This window comes from Halorientalis brevis, assembly GCF_042678165.1.
GTDB lineage: Archaea > Halobacteriota > Halobacteria > Halobacteriales > Haloarculaceae > Halorientalis > Halorientalis brevis.
Genome location: NZ_JBHUDJ010000006.1, coordinates 233,312 through 249,600, shown reverse-complemented (window position 1 = coordinate 249,600; position 16,289 = coordinate 233,312). Strand labels below are relative to the sequence as shown.

The window sequence follows — 16,289 nt, the reverse complement described above, 5'->3', positions numbered from 1 at the left end:
GCACTCTGGTAATCGGCCGATGCCGAATAATCATTATACTCTATAAATCCGACTTAGGGGCATCCTTTTGTGTGTGAGTCGGACACAGTGGGATAATGACACGCTACAGCGCCAGTCGCGGCATCATGTACAGTGCGCCGCCGACAAAGGACGACGACGCCGACGTCGAGGCGGCGACTGACGCCGAGTCGGGCGAGCCGACGCCCGCGGACGACTGAGGGGAGTTTCTGGTCTCGCGTGCTCCGGCTGTTCGGGAGCCGTCGGCAAACGGTGGAGTTTTTCCGCTCCCGTCCGTACAGCGGCTGATGACTGTCACGGCAGGCGTCGTCGCCGTTCAGGGCGACGTCAGCGAACACGCCGACGCGATCCGGGCGGCCGCCCGCGCCCACGACGAGGAGGCCGACGTCCGCGAGATCCGCCACGCCGGTATCGTCCCCGAGTGCGATCTGCTCCTGGTGCCGGGCGGCGAGTCGACGACGATCTCCCGCTTTCTCCATCGCGAGGAAATCGCCCCCGAGATCGCGGCCCACGTCGACGCCGGGAAACCGGTGCTGGCGACCTGCGCCGGACTGATCGTTCTCTCGTCGGACGCCAACGACGACCGGGTCGAGACGCTGGACCTGCTGGACGTCTCCGTCGAGCGCAACGCTTTCGGCCGGCAGAAAGACAGCTTCGAGGCTCCGCTAGACGTGACGGGGCTCGACGACCCGTTCCACGCGGTGTTCATCCGCGCGCCGCTCATCGACGACGTGGGCGAGGCCGAGGTCCTCGCCGAGTGGGACGGCCGTCCCGTCGCCGTCCAGCAGGGGCCGGTCGTCGGGACCTCTTTCCACCCGGAACTGACGACCGACCACCGACTGCACGGACTGGCCTTCTTCGAGCACGTCACTGCGTAGCCGTCCCTGCGCGCTGACAGGTGAGCGCACAGGTGTGGGTTTTTCACGCCGCATCTCCTGCACCGGATATGGACGCGTCTATCGAGGGCGTCCGGGTCGCGGGGACGCCAACTGGCCCCGTCCCGGTCGTCCTGCTGACGACGGCTGCCGAGTCCGAGTTCCTCCCTATCTTCATCGGCTTCGACGAGGCCGCGAGCATCGCTCGCGGACTGGACGCGGAGGACGTCGACCGCCCCCTGACCCACGACCTCACGCTCGACATCGTGGAGGAACTCGGCGGCCGCGTCGAACGCGTCGTCGTCAGTGACGTCGACGACGGGACGTACCTCGCGGATCTGCACCTGGCCACGCCCCGCGAGGGGGTCGTCGTCGACGCCCGCCCGAGCGATTCCCTGGCGCTCGCGGCGCGAACGAACGCCCCCATCGAGATCGCCGAGCACGTCTTCGAGGCGGGTGGCCGCGACCCCGACGAGTTCGACGACCTGGACGACATTCGCGAAGTGATGGAAGTCTGACCACCCACCGTTTTCTCGTCGAGTTCGCGCCTGCGGCCCGAACCACTCACACCAGAAATCTCCGTTTTCTGGTTTGCTCACGAGAGCTGTGCTCTCGTGACCCTCGAAAAAATCTGTTCCCGCGAGCTTGCGAGCGGGAGCTCGGAAGAGCTTGCTCTTCCGGTGGACCAAACAGGCGGGACCTCCCTTCGTCGCCGGACTGCGTCCGGCTGCCAGAGGGACCTCCGGTCCCTCGCTGTTCGGTCCCGTGAACCGCGGCGCCGGGGGCGCCGCGGATGCTGGAGCGACCGCCCTGTGACCGCCGGTTCGCGACGCTCCTGCGAAGAAGTCATGGCCCAGTAGTGTGCAGGGGCGGGTATGGACGACACCGACGCCATCCTCGAAGAACTGTTCGCCGTCATCGAGGACCGCAAAGAGACGCTGCCCGACGACTCCTACACCGCCTCGCTGTTCACCCACGAGAAAGGCGAGAACGCCGTGCTGGAGAAACTCGGCGAGGAAGCGACGGAACTCCTCCTCGCTGCCAAGGACGACGACCGCGAGGAGATCGCCCACGAGGCCGCCGACATCGTCTATCACATGCTCGTCTTGCTCTCGATGAAGGACATGGATCTGGAAGAGCTGCGAGCGGAACTGCGCGATCGACGATAGGGGTCGCTCTGCGGACGATCAACTCCGTGATACTGCGTTTCATCTACCTGCCCGTCCGACGTCCCCGTGTCTGATTGACAACAACCCCATCTCCGAGCAACGCGTCCGACCAATACCGTTCCGCTGGCGGATACTATCCGCGAGAAGTAGTAACGAAAATAAGACCATTCCGCTGACACCGCATAATTATATTATATAATGTCTCAAAGGGACTTACATACGTCCAAAATCATGATGTATTCGCGAGTGAATATGACATATGATTCGTCTAATTTTTAACCCGGGTGTTCAAATTGCCAGGTAGTAACATGGCAGACGAGGTCGACCCATTCGAATCACTTCAGGAACAGATCGACGACGCGGCACAGTACGTCGACATCGAGGACGGCATGCTCCAGCGCCTCAAGAACCCAGAGCGCGTGCTGGAGACGAACCTGACCGTGGAGATGGACGACGGCTCGACGGAGATTTTCCGTGCCTACCGGTCGCAGTTCAACGGTGACCGCGGGCCGTACAAAGGCGGCATCCGGTACCACCCGGACGTCAACCGCCAGGAAGTGAAGGCGCTGTCCGGCTGGATGGCGTACAAGACGGCCGTCGTCGGTATCCCGCTCGGCGGCGGGAAAGGCGGCATCGTCATCGACCCGAGCGAGTACTCCGAGACCGAACTCGAACGCGTCACGCGGTCGTTCGCGACCGAGCTCCGCCCGTTCATCGGTGAGGACAAGGACATCCCCGCGCCGGACGTCAACACTGGCCAGCGGGAGATGAACTGGATCAAGGACACCTACGAGACGCTGGAGAACACGACCGAGCCCGGCGTCATCACGGGCAAGGCGATCGAGGACGGCGGCAGCGAGGGTCGCGTCGAGGCGACGGGCCGCTCGACCGTGCTCGCCGCCCGCGAGGCCTTCGAGTACCGCGACGAGGACATCGCGGACGCGACCGTCGCGATCCAGGGCTACGGGAACGCCGGGTGGATCACGGCGAAGCTCGTCGACGAGATGGGCGCAACCGTCGTCGCCGTCTCCGACTCCAGCGGCGGCATCTACAGCGAGGACGGCTTCGATCCGGTCGCCGTCAAGGACTTCAAGCGCGAGACCGGGAGCGTCGTCGACTACCACGGCGCCGACGAGGCGATCACAAACGACGAACTCCTCACGATGGACGTCGATCTGCTCGTGCCCGCCGCGCTGGGCAACGCCATCGACGCCGACCTGGCCGAGGACGTCCAGGCCGACGTGATCTCGGAGGCCGCGAACGGCCCGATCACGCCCGACGCCGACGAAGTGCTCGCCGAGAAAGACGTCATCGTGATCCCCGACATCCTCGCCAACGCGGGCGGTGTCACCGTCTCCTACTTCGAGTGGGTGCAGAACCGCCAGCGCTTCCACTGGACGGAACAGCGCGTCAACGAGGAACTCGAAGACGTCATCGTCGAGCAGTTCTGGAACCTCGTCGACGCCTACGAGGAACACGACCTCTCGACGCTCCGCGTCGCCGCCTACGTCGTCGCGCTCGGCCGCGTCGACGCCGCCGCCGAAGAGTTCGGCCCGTGGCCGTGACGCTGCGATAATTCCGCTTTCCGCTTTTTTCTACCGCGCGAGCAACGCCCCGACGGCACCGCCGATCGCGCTGTCCAGCGCGAGGACGACGGCGATGACGACGCCGACGACGAACACGCCCGCGCCGACGAAGCCGCCGACGGGGCCGGCACCGATCGTCCCGATGAAGCCGGCGCCCAGGCCGAACAGCAGCGCGAGGACGATGCCGCCGATGGCGCCCGCGAGCAGGCCGTGCCAGAGGCCGTTCCCGATGCCGCCGCCGGCGACGTAGCCCGCCGCGAACCCGCCGATGAGGCCCGCGCCGATGTGGCCAACGACGGGCAGCGTGAACGCGACGACTCCGGCGACGATGCTGACGAGAAAGCCGATGCCGACGGCGCGCCAGTTTGTCATACCCGTCCGTAGGGCGTCTGGGGAGAAAAACTGCGCTGTCACCCTCGTTGCCGCCCGGTTGCGGGTCGTGGGCCGACCACGCACGGTGGCCCCTCTCAGGGCGAGTCCAAACGGACGCCCTTTTATGGCCGTCCCTGTTACGAGGACCAAATGATTCTCGAGGACCTTCCGACGACGCCGACGTCGGAGGAGCTGATCGACAAGGCCTTCTCCCGGGCGGCCCGCGCGGGGCGAGCGAAATCCGGGTACGAGGCACAGCAGTCGATGCTCCAGACGGCGTCGAACATCATCTCTGACAACCTCGAGAACGTCGTCACGACCTGGCCCGACATCGACACGCTCGATCCGTTCTACTACGAACTCGTCGACGCCATCGTGGGCGTCGACGACCTGCGCCAGCACCTCTCGGAACTCACCTGGGCCTCCCGGAAGGCCGACGAGATCCGCGACGAGTACCAGACCCGCTTCCGGAACGTCGACGCCGAGGGCGCCAAGAAGCTCCGCAAACAGGCGTTCGCTCGTCTCGCCGACATCGTCGAGGAAGTCGAGGGCGACCTCACGGCCGTGAGCGAGGCCCGCGACGACCTGCGCGACGTCCCGGACATCCGTCCGGACGAGCCGACCATCGTCGTCGCCGGCTACCCGAACGTCGGGAAGTCCTCGTTCGTCAACGACGTCACGAACGCGCGCAACGAGACGGCATCCTACCCGTTCACGACCACGGAGATCCGGGTGGGCCACATCGAGCGCGACCACATCCGCTACCAGCTCGTGGACACGCCCGGACTGCTCGACCGGCCGCCGGAGGATCGCAACGAGATCGAGTCCCAGGCGGTCAGCGCAGTCGAACACCTCGCCGACTCGGTGCTCGTCTTCATCGACGCCAGCGCCGAGTGTGGCTTCCCGCTCGACGCCCAGCTGGAGCTCCGCGACGCCATCGCCGAGCAGTTCGACGACGTGCCCGTGCTGACGATCTGTAACAAGAGCGACCGCTCACGCGACGTCGACGCCGACCACTACATGAGCGTCACCGAGGGCGAGAACGTCCAGGGCGTCCTCGACGCGGCCGTCGAGGCCGTCGGCTACGAGCCGGAACTCCCCTTCGACGAGAACTAGTTTTCAGTTACCCTGCTCGGTCGTCACGTACCGGACCTGCGTCTCGATGTTTCGGCCAACGGTGCGGTCGATGCGGGCGTCGATCCTGGTCGCCAGTCCGCTGACTCGCTCGCCGTTCTCCGGGGGGACGCCGACGGTGACGACGACCCGGTCGGGCTGTCGCAACAGCACCTGATCTGAGAACTGGACCTCCGTCGATAGGAGCGTCGCGGACTCGGTGCCGGCGAGGACCGTCTCCACGTCGTCGCGGATCTCGTTTTCGGTCACGGCGTTCTGGTACGAGTTGTATGTGACGCCGCCGAGGAACAGCGAGAGGACGGCGATGGCGGTCACGAGGACGGCGACGCGCTTGAGCATCGTACTGCGCGTCTCGTCGAACCGGAACCACCGCTCCGGGCGGTAGCCGTTGTACCAGAGCACGCCGATCGCGGCGAGGTTGATCGAGAGCCCGTTGACCAGTGCGAGGACGCCAGAGCCGACGCTGACCATGGGGAGTCCCCAGGCGATGCCGATGCCGACGGTCGCGGCCGGCGGGATGAGCGCGACGGCGATCATCACGCCGACGATCGCAGAGGAGATCCCCGTCGCGAGACTTACCGCCCCCGCGATCCCGGCCCCGAACGCGATGGCCAGCGAGAGGAAGTCCGGTGCCAGGCGCTCCTGGATCTCCGGGACTGACGTGATCTCGATGCCCGGTGGAACGAGGTGGGCGTATCTGACGAACGCAGCGAACGCGGCGGCACTGACGACGGCGAGGCCCATGCCGAGCACCTGGAGTTTGACTCCCCTGACGAACAGCTCCTGATCGTCGATCACGGTTCCGACGCTGGCGGCCATCGCCGGGCCGATGAGCGGGGCGATGACCATCGAGCCCACGACGACGGCGGGCGAGTCGAGCAACAGTCCCCCCGTCGCGATGACGGCGCTGATGACCGTCATCGCGACGTAGGTGCGCAGCGTCGGCGCGAGTTCGCTGGCTCGCGTCTCCAGTTCCTCGCGGGCGATGCGGTCTTCGTCTTCCTCTTCGGCGTAGTGGCTCTCCAGCTCCTCGAATCGACGAGAGATGACCGTGCTGGCCTCCATGACGACGGTGTACGCCTGCTCGTCGATGCCGGCCTCCCGAAGCCGTTCGAGGATCGGCTCGACTGCTGGGGTCGGCACCGGTGCGTAGACGATGGCGGTGTACTCCCGGCCGCTGGTCTCGTCAGTGACGACGTAGTCGACGCCCTCGTCGTCGAGCGCGGTGAGCACTGCGTCGCGCTTCCCCGTCGGAATGGTGACCTGGAGGAGCCGCACACTCGCCTCTCGCACGGCGGCGGCAAATACGTGGGGGACTACGCCGCGATCGCTCCGCGCCGCCGCTCGGGATCACTCGACCGATTCGAAGCGGATCGGCAACTGCTCGACGCCGTGGAGGAAGGAACTCGACACCGGGGGCCTCTCCTCGGCGACGCACTGGATCCCCTCGGCGCGGTCGAGCAGCCGCCCCAGACTGATGCGAGCTTCGAGCCGAGCTAGCGGGGCCCCCAGACAGAAGTGGACGCCGTGGCCGAAGGCGATGTGCTGGTTCGGGCGCCGCTCCGGCTGGAACTCGTCGGGGTCGTCGAACTGGGACTCGTCGCGGTTGGCCGACCCGAGCCAGGTGACGACCAGGTCCCCACTTTCGATCGTCTCGCCGCGGAGTTCCACGTCGGTCGTCGCCACGCGCGAGAGCGCCTGAACCGGCGACCGGTAGCGCAACACCTCCTCGATCGCTGCCGCGAGCACGTCCCGGTCGGCCGCGAGTTCGTCGTACAGCTCCGGCCGCTCGTCAAAACAGCGAATGGCGTTCCCGATGAGGTTTGTGGTCGTGACGTTGCCGGCGACGAGCAGCAGGATGCAGTACCCCAGGACGTCTTCGTCGGTCAGGCGGTGGCCGTCGGGGTCGGTCGTCGCGATGTGAGTGATCAGATCGTCCTCGGGGATCGCGCGGCGCTGTTTGATGAGGTCCTCGAAGTACGCCCGGAGCTCGCGGATCGTCTCCTCCTGGCGTTCGATGATCGTCTGTGGGTCGGCGGCGGCGCTGACGTCGGCGACCAGCACGTCAGACCACTGCTTGAACCGGTCGCGGTCGTCGGCCGGGACTCCGAGCAACTCCGCGATGACGATGACCGGAAGCGGATACGCCAGGTCCTCGACGACGTCCATCTCGCCGTCGGCCAGCCGCTCGTCGAGTAACTCGTCGGCGATCTCTCTGACGTGGGGTGCGAGCGCGCCGATCGCGCCGGGCTGGAACTGATCGTCGACGACGTCCCGCAACCAGGTGTGACGGGGCGGGTCGCTCCGGAGGATGCTTCGCTGGAGCGGCCTGAACAGGTCCTCGTCGGGGAACTCGAACACGTCCGCTCTGGCGACGTCCGAGGAGAACGACTCGGTGTCGGCGAGTACCCGCTTCGTGTCGTCGTATCTGAAGACGTCCCAGACTTGACGGTCGTCGTCGTACCGGACCGGTGCCTCGGTTCGCATCTCCCGGTACCAGTCGAACGGCTCAAGTCGCGCCGCGCGCGACGAGAGCGCAGCCGGCATCGGGAGGAACTGTCGCTGAGTCGCTGCGGCCATCCCCGGACTGGAGGCCTGCCAGCCGTGTAACTATAGAGTGGTTACTCCCCGGTGGCCTCCAGTAAGCCCGGAGTGGCGTCGGTAAGGCCGGCTTAGTTCGGCCGATCGGGGCCCGACGGCCGCCGCTCGCCACGCTTATCAGCGGCTGTCGCCTAGCCGCGCCCATGTTCGAGTCGCGGCCGGATCGGAGTGCCGAAGTCGTCCTCGTCGGACGGTCCAACGTCGGGAAGTCGACGTTGATGCGCGAACTGACCGGCCACACGTTCGATACCGGCCAGCGCCCCGGCGTGACCCGCCAACCGAACCACTACGACTGGACCAGCGAGGATTTCGTCATCACGGACCTCCCGGGTTTCGGTTTCATGTCGGGCGTCCCCGACGACGTTCGCGAAGAGATCAAGACGGACATCGTCCGCTACCTGGAGGAACACGCCGAGAAGATCCTCGCTGCCGTCCTCGTCGTCGACGGGAAGTCGGTCATCGACATCATCGACCGTCACTCCGGTCCCGACGAGATCCCGCACGACGTGGAGATGTTCCACTTCCTGCGGGAACTGGAGATCCCCGTCGTCGTCGCGGTCAACAAGATGGACAAGGTCGACGACCGCGACGAGCGACTGAACGAGCTCTGTGACCGTCTCGGACTCTACCCGCCCTGGAAGCAGTGGCAGGACACGATCGCTCCCATCACGGCCAAACGCGGCAGTATCGAGCCGCTCACCGACGCCGTCCGGGACCACCTCCACGAGCAGCAACGCGACGACCTGCTGCAGTTCTTCTGAGAGTCCCGCGCCTGTCGCCCGCCCTTTGATTATCAACAACGAAAACAGAACCGTTCGGACGATCTCTCGCTGTCCGTGCTGGTGGCTGGAATAGTTACAGCTAGCGCTCGTAGCGTGGAAAACGGGGGTAGAGGGGTGTTGGGGGTGGCACCCGAAACGAGGGTGCACGCGGATATTCATACTTGATAATATTCAACGTTTCGGCTAGTTCACACCCCGGATGGGGGTGGAACGGCCGATGGGGCTTAGTGGGTGGGTGTCGTAGCCCCGCGTGTGACGACGCCCGCATCCGAGTCGGACCCCGCTTCGCCGACGGTCCGGACGGCGGTAACGGCTGACCTGCTGGCGATCTTCCGGATCGAGAAGGCTTCGTTCCCGCAACCGTGGCCGTTCGCTGCGTTCGAGCGTTACGTCGACGAACCGGGTTTTCTCGTCGCGGAACTCGGCCCCGGAATCGCGGGCTACGTGGTCGCCGACGCGGTCCCGAACCACGGGCGGCCGCTGGGCCACATCAAAGACATCGCCGTCCATCCCGACCACCGCGGTGAGGGGATCGGCTCGTTGCTGCTGGAGCGGGCGATCGGCGTGCTGGCAGCCCAGGGAATCGATTCGGTGAAACTCGAAGTGCGGGAGTCCAACGACACGGCACGCTCGCTGTACGAGACGTTCGGCTTCGAGCACGCCCGGACGATTCCCCGGTACTACGACAACGGCGAGGATGCCCTCGTGATGCTCGCGGACCTCACCGTTGACAACTGATTTCTGTTTTCGCACCCTTCCCGCGAGTATGGGATACGCCTGTCCGGTGTGTGACGACCCCCAGGCCGACGCCGAACACCTCGCGAACCACCTCGCGTTCACAGCGATGCTGGGCGACGCCGACCACGAGGCGTGGCTCGACGAGCACGCCCCAGACTGGAGCGAGCGCGACGCCGACGCGCTCTCGGCGATCGTCACCGAACACGCCGAGGAGAAAGAGTACCCTCAGGTGTTCGAGGACACCGTCGACCGACGGTCGACGAGCAGCCGGACGCAGTCCGGCGACGCGACGGACCACGATCACGAGCACGGCCGGGACCCCGCCCACGAACGCTCGGGTGCGCTGTTCGACGACGAACCGCAGTTCGCCGCCGACGCCAGAGAACGCGCCCAGGGGGGCCGGGAACTCGACGCCGACGCCGAACGCATCCTCGAAGACGCCCGCGAAATGACGGAGCGGATGCTCGAGGATGCGGACGAAGCCGAAAACGAGTAACGGCAGCGACGCCCACTTCCAGCCATGCACACCGAGGGACTGCTCGCACCGGCGACCGCCGACGCGGCGCGCGACCGGTACGAGGCAGTGGGACCGACCGCCCAGACCACCGTCAGTGAGGTGGCCAAGGCGATGGACTTCGACAAGGACGAGTACGACGACCGCGTCACCGGTGCCGTCGTCGAGACCGCACGGGAGGCCATCTTCGCCTCGCTGCTCGAAGTTCGGGTGGGTTCCCGCGAGGAGTTCGACGACTGGTGCGATGACCACCCCGACTTCGAAGTCGAGACGATCGGCAGCGAGAACGTCGACAACGTCGTCTGGCACGCCGTCCCGTTCGCCGAGACCGTCGTCGCCGCCACCTTCCAGGACCGCGAGGCGGCCGCCGTCGGCACGCTCCGCCGCCAGGCGTTCGGCAGCGTCTACCGCGAGATCGTGACCGAGACGGCCTGAGGCGACGGTGGATTTCGGCACGATTTTCCGCTCGCTACACCTACCGCGAGTATGCGCCGCGTCACGCGGAACTTCGTTCTCGGCATCCTGCTCGTCGTCGCGCTCCTGCTCGCGCTCGGTGCCCTCCCGAGCTATCTCAAGAGCGGCGATCCCTACTATCTCACCGCCACGCCCGTCGCGGAGAACCGGACCGCCATCGACAGTGCCGACCTGGCGCCGGACCGGTACCCCTACACCACGGGTGCGCTGGCCAACGCCTCCGCCAACGAGACCGGCCAGTCGGACCCCTACTGGAAGGGGCCGATCGGCATCAAGGGCGCGTTCACCCACTCGCCGTTCGACGAACGCGACGCACTCACGCAGCGGAACACCAGCGCAGTCGACGGTGACACCGTCTACGTCCGACAGAACAATACGGTTTACCGCCTGGACATTACACAACAACCGTGACTGACGACGATACCGACCGCGTCCCCGGACAGTTCGATCCCGACCGCGAGCCCGCTCGCGCGCCCCCGGACCACGACTGGCCGGTCACCGAATCCGAGGCCGAGTACGACACCGGGTGGTACACCGGCGGCTACGACCGCGTCGAACAGCCCGACGGCTCCGAGAAGTCCTATTACTGGGCCGATCTCCCGCCAGCGGTCGTCGTCGTCGCGACCGTCGAAGGCCCCGGCGTACACGGCGGCGAGGGCATCGACCACCTCGTGATGGTCGACCAGTTCCGGCCGACCATCCGCGAGCAGTGTCTCGAACTCCCCGCCGGCATCGTCGAGGACGGCGAGTCCTACACGACCGCCGGCGCGCGCGAACTCCGCGAGGAGACCGGCTTCGACGCGGCCGGCGTCTCCCTGCTCGAAGAGTTCTGGTGTTCGACCGGCGTCCTCCGGCACCGCCGCGGCATCGTCTTCGCCGAGGGGCTGGAACCGGTCGAGACCGACCTGGACGACAACGAGTTCCTCGACGTGACGACCGTCCCCGTCGAGGACGCCCTCGACGTCGCCCGCCGCGACCCCGCCAACGACGCCACCATCGAGGGAATCCTGCTGGCGAAAGCGGAGGGACTGCTCTGATGGTCGACGAGATCACCGGCGAGGAACTCCAGGATCGCCTCGACGAGGACGGCCTCCGCATCGTCGACATCCGCTCGCCCCACGGGTTCCGCCACGGCCACATCCCCGACAGCGAGAACCTCCCGCTACAGCAACTGGCGACGCAGGTCGACCGGCTCGCGGACGCCGACCGCATCGTCACGGTGTGCCCCCACGGCAAATCGAGCATTCAGGCCGCTCGGCTCATCAATTCCTACGAAGGTATCGACGACGGGACGGCCGTCAGCCTCGCGGGCGGACTCGAAGCGTGGGACGGCCCCGTGGCAACCGCTGACGGCGGTTCGGACTCGGAACCCGACGAGGGGCCGTCGGCTCCGTTCTGAGTTTAGATGGTGATACCCGGACCGGCGAGTCGGCCGGGAGACAGAGAGATCAGGCGACGTTGAATCCCTTCTCGCGGAGGAAATCCTCGACGCGCCCGGTGTGATTGCCCTGGAGCTCGATTTGGTCGTCTTCGACCGTTCCCCCGCAGGCGAACTTCGATTTCAAGTCCGAGGACAGGCTGTCCATGTCCACGTCCTTGGGGTCGAACCCTTCGATGACCGTTACCTCTTTCCCGTATCGGCGCTCGTCGATGCGGATGCTGATCTCCTGGGACTCTTTCGCGACGTCCTCGCAGACGCAGAGCTCCTCGGGCAGCCCGCACGTCGAGCAGACTTCCGACATTACAGGCCGACCCTACGAAATCTACCTATTAAATACTGTCGGGTGACCGGACGCCACAGCGGGTTTCGTCGCCGAGACGACCGGATTTCGTGTTCAGTTCCCGAAGGGTCCGACCCGGTCGCTGACTACTTCGTTCACCAGCTCGACCGCCCGGTCGGCGACCTGCTCGGTCGTCTCGCCGGCGTAGCGTGCGCGCTCGTAGCAGTCGTACACTTGCTCGACGCGCGGGTCGGCACCGATCGCCGCGAGGTACTGTCGCGGCGTTTCGCCGGGCCGCCGCGGCCGATGCTCCCGTGCCAGGACGTACTCGAGGCGCGCGAACGCGCGCTCGACGTCACTCGCCGGGTCGGAACGGGGCTGCCAGCGAAGCCACACCGCGCGATACGCCCGTTCGGCCGCGCCCGTGCGGCGGACCCCCGCTGCGAGCCCGGCCACGACGACGAGCGCGAGCGCCAACTGCTCGCGTGACGGCGGCTCCGGGAGCGAGAGCCCGCCGTCCTCCCGGTCCGGCGCCGTCGTCTCGGGCTCGGTGGTCCGATCGTCGCCCGACTGGGTGGTCGACTGCCACCCAGGGGGACTGGTGGGCGTGATCGGCCCCGCCGGCGTGGGCGTGTCCGCGGTCCGTCGATCCGGGGTGTCGGTCGGCGTGTCGGTGTCGTCGTCCTCGTCGTCGATGTCGATGTCGGCGTCGTTGGAGACGCCCGCCTCCTCGAGGCGCTGTTGCTCGGCGTCGCTTCGCGGGCCGGCCGGCGTCGGGTCGAACTTCACCCAGCCGATCTCGGGGAAGTAGACCTCGACCCAGGCGTGTGAGTCCAGGCCGCGCACCACGTACTCGTCTTCGGCGGTCTTCTCCCCGGGCGTGTAGCCGGTGACGAACCGCGCCGGAATGTCCTGAGTGCGCAGCATCGTCGCCATCGTCGTCGCGTAGTAGGTGCAGTACCCCTCGTTCATCTCGAAGAGGAACGAATCGGCGATGTTGCCGTCCGGCCGCTCGACGTCCAGGGAGTACGCCTTGTTGTCTTCGAGGTGCTGTTCGATCCGCGTGGCCGCCTCGTAGGGAGTGTCGGCGTCCGCCGTGATGCGGTCGGCGCGCTCGTCAACCCGGTCGGGGATGGTGGCTGGCAGTTGCGTGTAGCGGTCTTCGAGCCCCTCCGGGTAGTCGTCGCCGGCCGCTTCGAGTTCGGCCGTGGTCGGGGCCGGTCGTCGGCTCGTCACGCGGTAGCTGTCGCCGGCGGTGAACGGCGTCGCCGGCCTGAGTCCGGCCAGCGCCGAGACGCGCGCGTTGTCCGTCTCCGAGACCCGCACCGGCCGCCACGCTGCCGGCATCGCGTTGAGCCGGGACTCGACGACGTACCGCTGTTCGATCGTCTCGTACCGTCCCGGTGGGTTCGGCAACTGCCCCGGGTACTTCTGTGACGACCCGCTCCTGACCCAGCCGTCGCCCGTGTAGCGATTGTAGGCGGCGACGCGCCAGTATGCGCGCTCGTCGCTCTCGACGGTGAACCGGGCCTTCGGCGAGAGTTCGATGCTCCCCTGAATGGTGAGGCGCTGATCCGAGTTCATCAGGCTCGCTTCGATCGTGCGATCGCCGCCCTTCCCGAACAGCTGAAACGGCTGCCCCGATCCGCCCGGAACGACGCTGACGGTCACGGTCAGGACGACCATCGCGGCGAGGACGACGGCCAGCACGTCCGTCGTGGAGTGGTCGCCCCCGAACCGTTCGAGCCGGCCGAAGCCGATCGTTCCCGCCGCACCGAGGACGCCGAACAGGGCGATGGTCGTCCCGACGTCACCGGTGAGGACGAAAAACGTCAGCGTCGCGCCGCCGGCGACGACGGCCGCCACGTAGCGCCGTCGCATCGCCAGGTACCACGTCAGGAACACGGGCGCCGGCGTCACGCCCAGCACCCACAACTCGATTTTCTCCAGTCGGAGCACCGACAGCCCGGTCAACAGCGACATGACGTCGCTGATGATGGGGTCCTGCATCGCGAACACGTCCACGCCCAGCGCGGACGCGTACGACCAGATGCCCCCGACGAGCAACACCGCCCCGATGACGAACGCGATCTCCTCTCGGAGGACCCGCGAGAGCAACGTTGCAAAGACCAGCGACCCGCCGACGACCAGCAGGAACGCGTCCGGCTCGCCGACGACCTCGATGATCTCGTACAGCGCGACGACGAACGAGAACACGAGCGTCCCCGCCGACGCCAGCGCCAATCGACGCGGCGAGAGCCAGCTCGCGGTCGCGCTCTCGTCGTCGGCTGTCTGACTCACGCTCTCCGGCCCCGTCTCGGTACTCATCGGCGGTCACCCCCATCGGCGACCGCGGTCCGACGGCGCTCCGGTTCGACGTCGAGCGCGTGCTCCTGGTCGCCGACCGTCACGATCACGCCGTCGCCGTCGGCGGTCACCGCCGCGTCCGCGCGTTCGCGAGCCTGTTTGCGCACGTCGCCGGCCTCGGTCCGAGCGAGCAGTTCGAGAACGTGGCGGCGATGCGCGTCGCCGCGTCCGGGCTGGACCTCGCCGGCGGGACAGGTGACTGCGACCGAGAGCCCGGCCTGCAGCCCGAGGAGCGCGACGCTCGCGGCGCCCGACGCCATCGCGTCGGCGTGGCCCGGGGCGGCGCTGGCGACGACGTGGAACTCCTCGGTCGTCTCCTCGGCGACGAACTGCTTGACGACCAGTTCGTCGGCTTCGCGCTTGGCGCTCGACTTCCAGTGGACGTCGCGCAACGGGTCGCCCGGCGCGTACTCGCGGATGCTGTCGAACGCCTGCCGGTCGTTCGACGTTCCGTGCGTGAACAGCCCCGCAAACGCGTCGTCGCCCCGCAGGTCGTACACGTCTGGATACACGAGAGCGGTCGTCGTCGCTTCGGGGGTCGCCGTCCGGACGAACAGCCCCAGTACGTCGGTCATGACGATTTCGGGCGGCCCGAGCGTCCACTCCCCGCGTGACCGGAGTTCGACCTCGTAGCTGACGGTCGCCGGCAACGTCGCTTTCACTGCGGGACTGACGGCTGCGACGCCGCCGGGAAGTCGGTCGGTGAGCCGCGCGACGCCGCTGCCCGCGACGTCGAGCGTGACTGTTCGTCGCTCCCCGGCGAAGCCGGCAGCTGGTGCGGACCGGTCGACGTCGGGGACGTCGGCCAGGATGATCTGGACGGCGCCCGCGAGCAGTGCGACGAGCGCGGGCGCTGCGATGGCGTTCAGCGCTCGCGGCCCGGCGGCCGACGCCATTCCGATGGCGCCGCCGGCGACCACGGCGACCCCGACGCCGCGGACTGTCGGACGCAGCGTCATTCGACGGCGACGGTGTCCAGTGCGGCCGAGACGACGTCCTGGCCGGTGGTTTCGGCGGTCGTCGTCTGGACCCGGTGGGGCATGACGACCCGCGCTTCCGCCTGGACGTCGTCGGGGACGACGTAGGCGCGACCGGCCAGCGCTGCGCGGGCCTGTGCGGCCCGCAGCAGGGCGATCGACCCGCGGGGACTCACGCCGAGTTGAGCGTGCTCGCGCGTGTAGCCCGACAGCCGGGTGACGTACTCGCGGACGGCTTTCTCGACGGTGACGTTCGAGACCGCATCGCGCGCGTCTCGGAGGTCGTCGAGCGTCGCGACCGACGAGAGTTCCTCGATGGGATGGTCGCCGACGACGCGGTCGAGCATCGCCGCCTCCTCGTCCTGGCCCGGATACCCGAGATGGAGTTTCTTCATGAACCGGTCGAGCTCCGCCATCGGCAACTCGTAGGTCCGGTCGCGTTCGACGGTGTTCTGGGTCGCGATCACCGTGAACGGCGAGGGCATCTCGTGGGTGTCCCCGTCGACGGTGACCTGCTCCTCCTCCATGGCTTCCAGCAGGGCGCTCTGGGTCTTCGGGGGCGCCCGGTTGATCTCGTCGCCCAGCACGACGTTGGCGAACACGGGGCCGGGGCGGAAGTCGAACTCCTGTGTCTTCTGGTTGAAGACGTTGACGCCGGTGATGTCGGTGGGAAGCAGGTCCGGCGTGAACTGGACGCGTTTGAACGACCCGTCGAAGGAGGCGGCGATGGACTTCGCGAGCATCGTCTTGCCCACGCCGGGTACGTCCTCGAGGAGGACGTGGCCGCGACCGAGGAGGGCGGTCAGGATGTGTTCGATCTCGTCGCGGTGGCCGACGATCACCTGTTCGACGTTCGCTGCGACGCGGCGGGCCAGTGCACCGGCTTCCTCGACGGATTCGTCGGCTCGGGCTCCGGCGCTCGATGTGTCTGCATCAGTCATGGCTAACTCGCGGGGTTGGC

Annotated in this window: 20 protein-coding genes; 13 read left to right on the top strand and 7 right to left on the bottom strand. The window is 67.2% G+C overall.

Features of this window, described 5'->3' with window-relative positions; genetic code table 11:
• The first annotated feature begins 95 nt into the window (after positions 1–95).
• The 5 genes from ACFR9U_RS13095 to ACFR9U_RS13075 all read left to right on the top strand — a co-directional run bounded on the left by ACFR9U_RS13095 (position 96) and on the right by ACFR9U_RS13075 (position 3,627).
• A complete protein-coding gene (locus tag ACFR9U_RS13095; protein WP_282594366.1) occupies positions 96–218 on the top strand; it encodes a hypothetical protein in 123 nt (40 codons plus the stop codon).
• Between the two features lie 87 nt (positions 219–305).
• On the top strand, positions 306–896 hold the full coding sequence (gene pdxT, locus ACFR9U_RS13090; RefSeq protein WP_247380423.1) for a pyridoxal 5'-phosphate synthase glutaminase subunit PdxT: 591 nt from the start codon (positions 306–308) through the stop codon (positions 894–896).
• A 68-nt stretch (positions 897–964) separates the two neighbouring features.
• On the top strand, positions 965–1,411 hold the full coding sequence (locus ACFR9U_RS13085) for a bifunctional nuclease family protein (RefSeq protein WP_247380425.1): 447 nt from the start codon (positions 965–967) through the stop codon (positions 1,409–1,411).
• A gap of 357 nt (positions 1,412–1,768) precedes the next feature.
• A complete protein-coding gene (hisE, locus tag ACFR9U_RS13080) occupies positions 1,769–2,062 on the top strand; it encodes a phosphoribosyl-ATP diphosphatase (RefSeq protein ID WP_247380427.1) in 294 nt (97 codons plus the stop codon).
• A 308-nt stretch (positions 2,063–2,370) separates the two neighbouring features.
• Entirely contained in the window at positions 2,371–3,627 is a 1,257-nt protein-coding gene (locus ACFR9U_RS13075) for a Glu/Leu/Phe/Val family dehydrogenase (protein WP_247380429.1), read from the top strand.
• A 30-nt stretch (positions 3,628–3,657) separates the two neighbouring features.
• Here ACFR9U_RS13075 and ACFR9U_RS13070 read toward each other — a convergent pair whose 3' ends face one another.
• Positions 3,658–4,020, bottom strand: coding sequence for a DUF5518 domain-containing protein (locus ACFR9U_RS13070; protein WP_247380431.1), 363 nt, complete (start codon positions 4,018–4,020; stop codon positions 3,658–3,660).
• Positions 4,021–4,170: 150 nt separating this feature from the next.
• Here ACFR9U_RS13070 and ACFR9U_RS13065 point away from each other — a divergent pair, with 150 nt between their 5' ends.
• A complete protein-coding gene (locus ACFR9U_RS13065; protein ID WP_247380432.1) occupies positions 4,171–5,136 on the top strand; it encodes an NOG1 family protein in 966 nt (321 codons plus the stop codon).
• Positions 5,137–5,139: 3 nt separating this feature from the next.
• Here the strand turns inward: ACFR9U_RS13065 and ACFR9U_RS13060 are convergent, their stop codons facing one another.
• Positions 5,140–6,432, bottom strand: coding sequence for a TIGR00341 family protein (locus ACFR9U_RS13060; RefSeq protein ID WP_247380435.1), 1,293 nt, complete (start codon positions 6,430–6,432; stop codon positions 5,140–5,142).
• 72 nt (positions 6,433–6,504) lie between these two features.
• Positions 6,505–7,734, bottom strand: a complete 1,230-nt coding sequence (locus tag ACFR9U_RS13055; protein ID WP_247380437.1) for a cytochrome P450 — start codon at positions 7,732–7,734, stop codon at positions 6,505–6,507.
• Between the two features lie 164 nt (positions 7,735–7,898).
• Here ACFR9U_RS13055 and engB point away from each other — a divergent pair, with 164 nt between their 5' ends.
• From engB to ACFR9U_RS13020, 7 genes are all read left to right on the top strand, one after another.
• Positions 7,899–8,516 (top strand): GTP-binding protein EngB, encoded by a 618-nt coding sequence (engB, locus tag ACFR9U_RS13050; protein WP_247380439.1) that lies wholly within the window; start codon positions 7,899–7,901, stop codon positions 8,514–8,516.
• 273 nt (positions 8,517–8,789) lie between these two features.
• Positions 8,790–9,275 carry a ribosomal protein S18-alanine N-acetyltransferase gene (gene rimI / locus ACFR9U_RS13045; protein ID WP_247380441.1) on the top strand — a complete coding sequence of 162 codons (486 nt, stop codon included), beginning with the start codon at positions 8,790–8,792 and terminating at the stop codon, positions 9,273–9,275.
• Positions 9,276–9,303: 28 nt separating this feature from the next.
• Positions 9,304–9,771, top strand: coding sequence for a DUF5810 domain-containing protein (locus ACFR9U_RS13040; RefSeq protein WP_247380443.1), 468 nt, complete (start codon positions 9,304–9,306; stop codon positions 9,769–9,771).
• A gap of 24 nt (positions 9,772–9,795) precedes the next feature.
• Positions 9,796–10,224, top strand: coding sequence for a DUF5809 family protein (locus tag ACFR9U_RS13035; RefSeq protein WP_247380446.1), 429 nt, complete (start codon positions 9,796–9,798; stop codon positions 10,222–10,224).
• A 51-nt stretch (positions 10,225–10,275) separates the two neighbouring features.
• Positions 10,276–10,674: a hypothetical protein gene (locus tag ACFR9U_RS13030; RefSeq protein ID WP_247380447.1), complete on the top strand. Its 399-nt coding sequence runs from the start codon at positions 10,276–10,278 to the stop codon at positions 10,672–10,674.
• Positions 10,671–11,300 carry an NUDIX hydrolase gene (locus ACFR9U_RS13025; protein WP_247380449.1) on the top strand — a complete coding sequence of 210 codons (630 nt, stop codon included), beginning with the start codon at positions 10,671–10,673 and terminating at the stop codon, positions 11,298–11,300. Before ACFR9U_RS13030 ends, ACFR9U_RS13025 begins: the two co-directional genes overlap by 4 nt.
• Positions 11,300–11,662: a rhodanese-like domain-containing protein gene (locus ACFR9U_RS13020; RefSeq protein ID WP_247380451.1), complete on the top strand. Its 363-nt coding sequence runs from the start codon at positions 11,300–11,302 to the stop codon at positions 11,660–11,662. The genes ACFR9U_RS13025 and ACFR9U_RS13020 overlap by 1 nt, the downstream gene beginning before the upstream one ends.
• A 49-nt stretch (positions 11,663–11,711) precedes the next feature.
• Here the strand turns inward: ACFR9U_RS13020 and yciH are convergent, their stop codons facing one another.
• From yciH to ACFR9U_RS13000, 4 genes are all read right to left on the bottom strand, one after another.
• On the bottom strand, positions 11,712–12,005 hold the full coding sequence (gene yciH, locus ACFR9U_RS13015) for a stress response translation initiation inhibitor YciH (protein ID WP_136716721.1): 294 nt from the start codon (positions 12,003–12,005) through the stop codon (positions 11,712–11,714).
• A gap of 93 nt (positions 12,006–12,098) precedes the next feature.
• Positions 12,099–14,312 (bottom strand): transglutaminase TgpA family protein, encoded by a 2,214-nt coding sequence (locus ACFR9U_RS13010; RefSeq protein ID WP_247380454.1) that lies wholly within the window; start codon positions 14,310–14,312, stop codon positions 12,099–12,101.
• Positions 14,309–15,310: a DUF58 domain-containing protein gene (locus tag ACFR9U_RS13005; protein ID WP_247380456.1), complete on the bottom strand. Its 1,002-nt coding sequence runs from the start codon at positions 15,308–15,310 to the stop codon at positions 14,309–14,311. The genes ACFR9U_RS13010 and ACFR9U_RS13005 overlap by 4 nt, the downstream gene beginning before the upstream one ends.
• Positions 15,307–16,269, bottom strand: coding sequence for an AAA family ATPase (locus ACFR9U_RS13000; RefSeq protein ID WP_247380458.1), 963 nt, complete (start codon positions 16,267–16,269; stop codon positions 15,307–15,309). Before ACFR9U_RS13000 ends, ACFR9U_RS13005 begins: the two co-directional genes overlap by 4 nt.
• Positions 16,270–16,289: the final 20 nt, after the last annotated feature.

Excerpts from the sequence above, each read along its gene's own strand:
- ACFR9U_RS13095 (WP_282594366.1), top strand. The coding sequence starts at position 96 with ATGACACGCTACAGCGCCAGTCGCGGCATCATGTACAGTGCGCCGCCG.
- pdxT (WP_247380423.1), top strand. The coding sequence starts at position 306 with ATGACTGTCACGGCAGGCGTCGTCGCCGTTCAGGGCGACGTCAGCGAA.
- ACFR9U_RS13085 (WP_247380425.1), top strand. The coding sequence starts at position 965 with ATGGACGCGTCTATCGAGGGCGTCCGGGTCGCGGGGACGCCAACTGGC.
- hisE (WP_247380427.1), top strand. The coding sequence starts at position 1,769 with ATGGACGACACCGACGCCATCCTCGAAGAACTGTTCGCCGTCATCGAG.
- ACFR9U_RS13075 (WP_247380429.1), top strand. The coding sequence starts at position 2,371 with ATGGCAGACGAGGTCGACCCATTCGAATCACTTCAGGAACAGATCGAC.
- ACFR9U_RS13070 (WP_247380431.1), bottom strand. The coding sequence starts at position 4,020 with ATGACAAACTGGCGCGCCGTCGGCATCGGCTTTCTCGTCAGCATCGTC.
- ACFR9U_RS13065 (WP_247380432.1), top strand. The coding sequence starts at position 4,171 with ATGATTCTCGAGGACCTTCCGACGACGCCGACGTCGGAGGAGCTGATC.
- ACFR9U_RS13055 (WP_247380437.1), bottom strand. The coding sequence starts at position 7,734 with ATGGCCGCAGCGACTCAGCGACAGTTCCTCCCGATGCCGGCTGCGCTC.
- engB (WP_247380439.1), top strand. The coding sequence starts at position 7,899 with ATGTTCGAGTCGCGGCCGGATCGGAGTGCCGAAGTCGTCCTCGTCGGA.
- ACFR9U_RS13040 (WP_247380443.1), top strand. The coding sequence starts at position 9,304 with ATGGGATACGCCTGTCCGGTGTGTGACGACCCCCAGGCCGACGCCGAA.
- ACFR9U_RS13035 (WP_247380446.1), top strand. The coding sequence starts at position 9,796 with ATGCACACCGAGGGACTGCTCGCACCGGCGACCGCCGACGCGGCGCGC.
- ACFR9U_RS13030 (WP_247380447.1), top strand. The coding sequence starts at position 10,276 with ATGCGCCGCGTCACGCGGAACTTCGTTCTCGGCATCCTGCTCGTCGTC.
- ACFR9U_RS13020 (WP_247380451.1), top strand. The coding sequence starts at position 11,300 with ATGGTCGACGAGATCACCGGCGAGGAACTCCAGGATCGCCTCGACGAG.
- yciH (WP_136716721.1), bottom strand. The coding sequence starts at position 12,005 with ATGTCGGAAGTCTGCTCGACGTGCGGGCTGCCCGAGGAGCTCTGCGTC.
- ACFR9U_RS13010 (WP_247380454.1), bottom strand. The coding sequence starts at position 14,312 with ATGAGTACCGAGACGGGGCCGGAGAGCGTGAGTCAGACAGCCGACGAC.
- ACFR9U_RS13005 (WP_247380456.1), bottom strand. The coding sequence starts at position 15,310 with ATGACGCTGCGTCCGACAGTCCGCGGCGTCGGGGTCGCCGTGGTCGCC.
- ACFR9U_RS13000 (WP_247380458.1), bottom strand. The coding sequence starts at position 16,269 with ATGACTGATGCAGACACATCGAGCGCCGGAGCCCGAGCCGACGAATCC.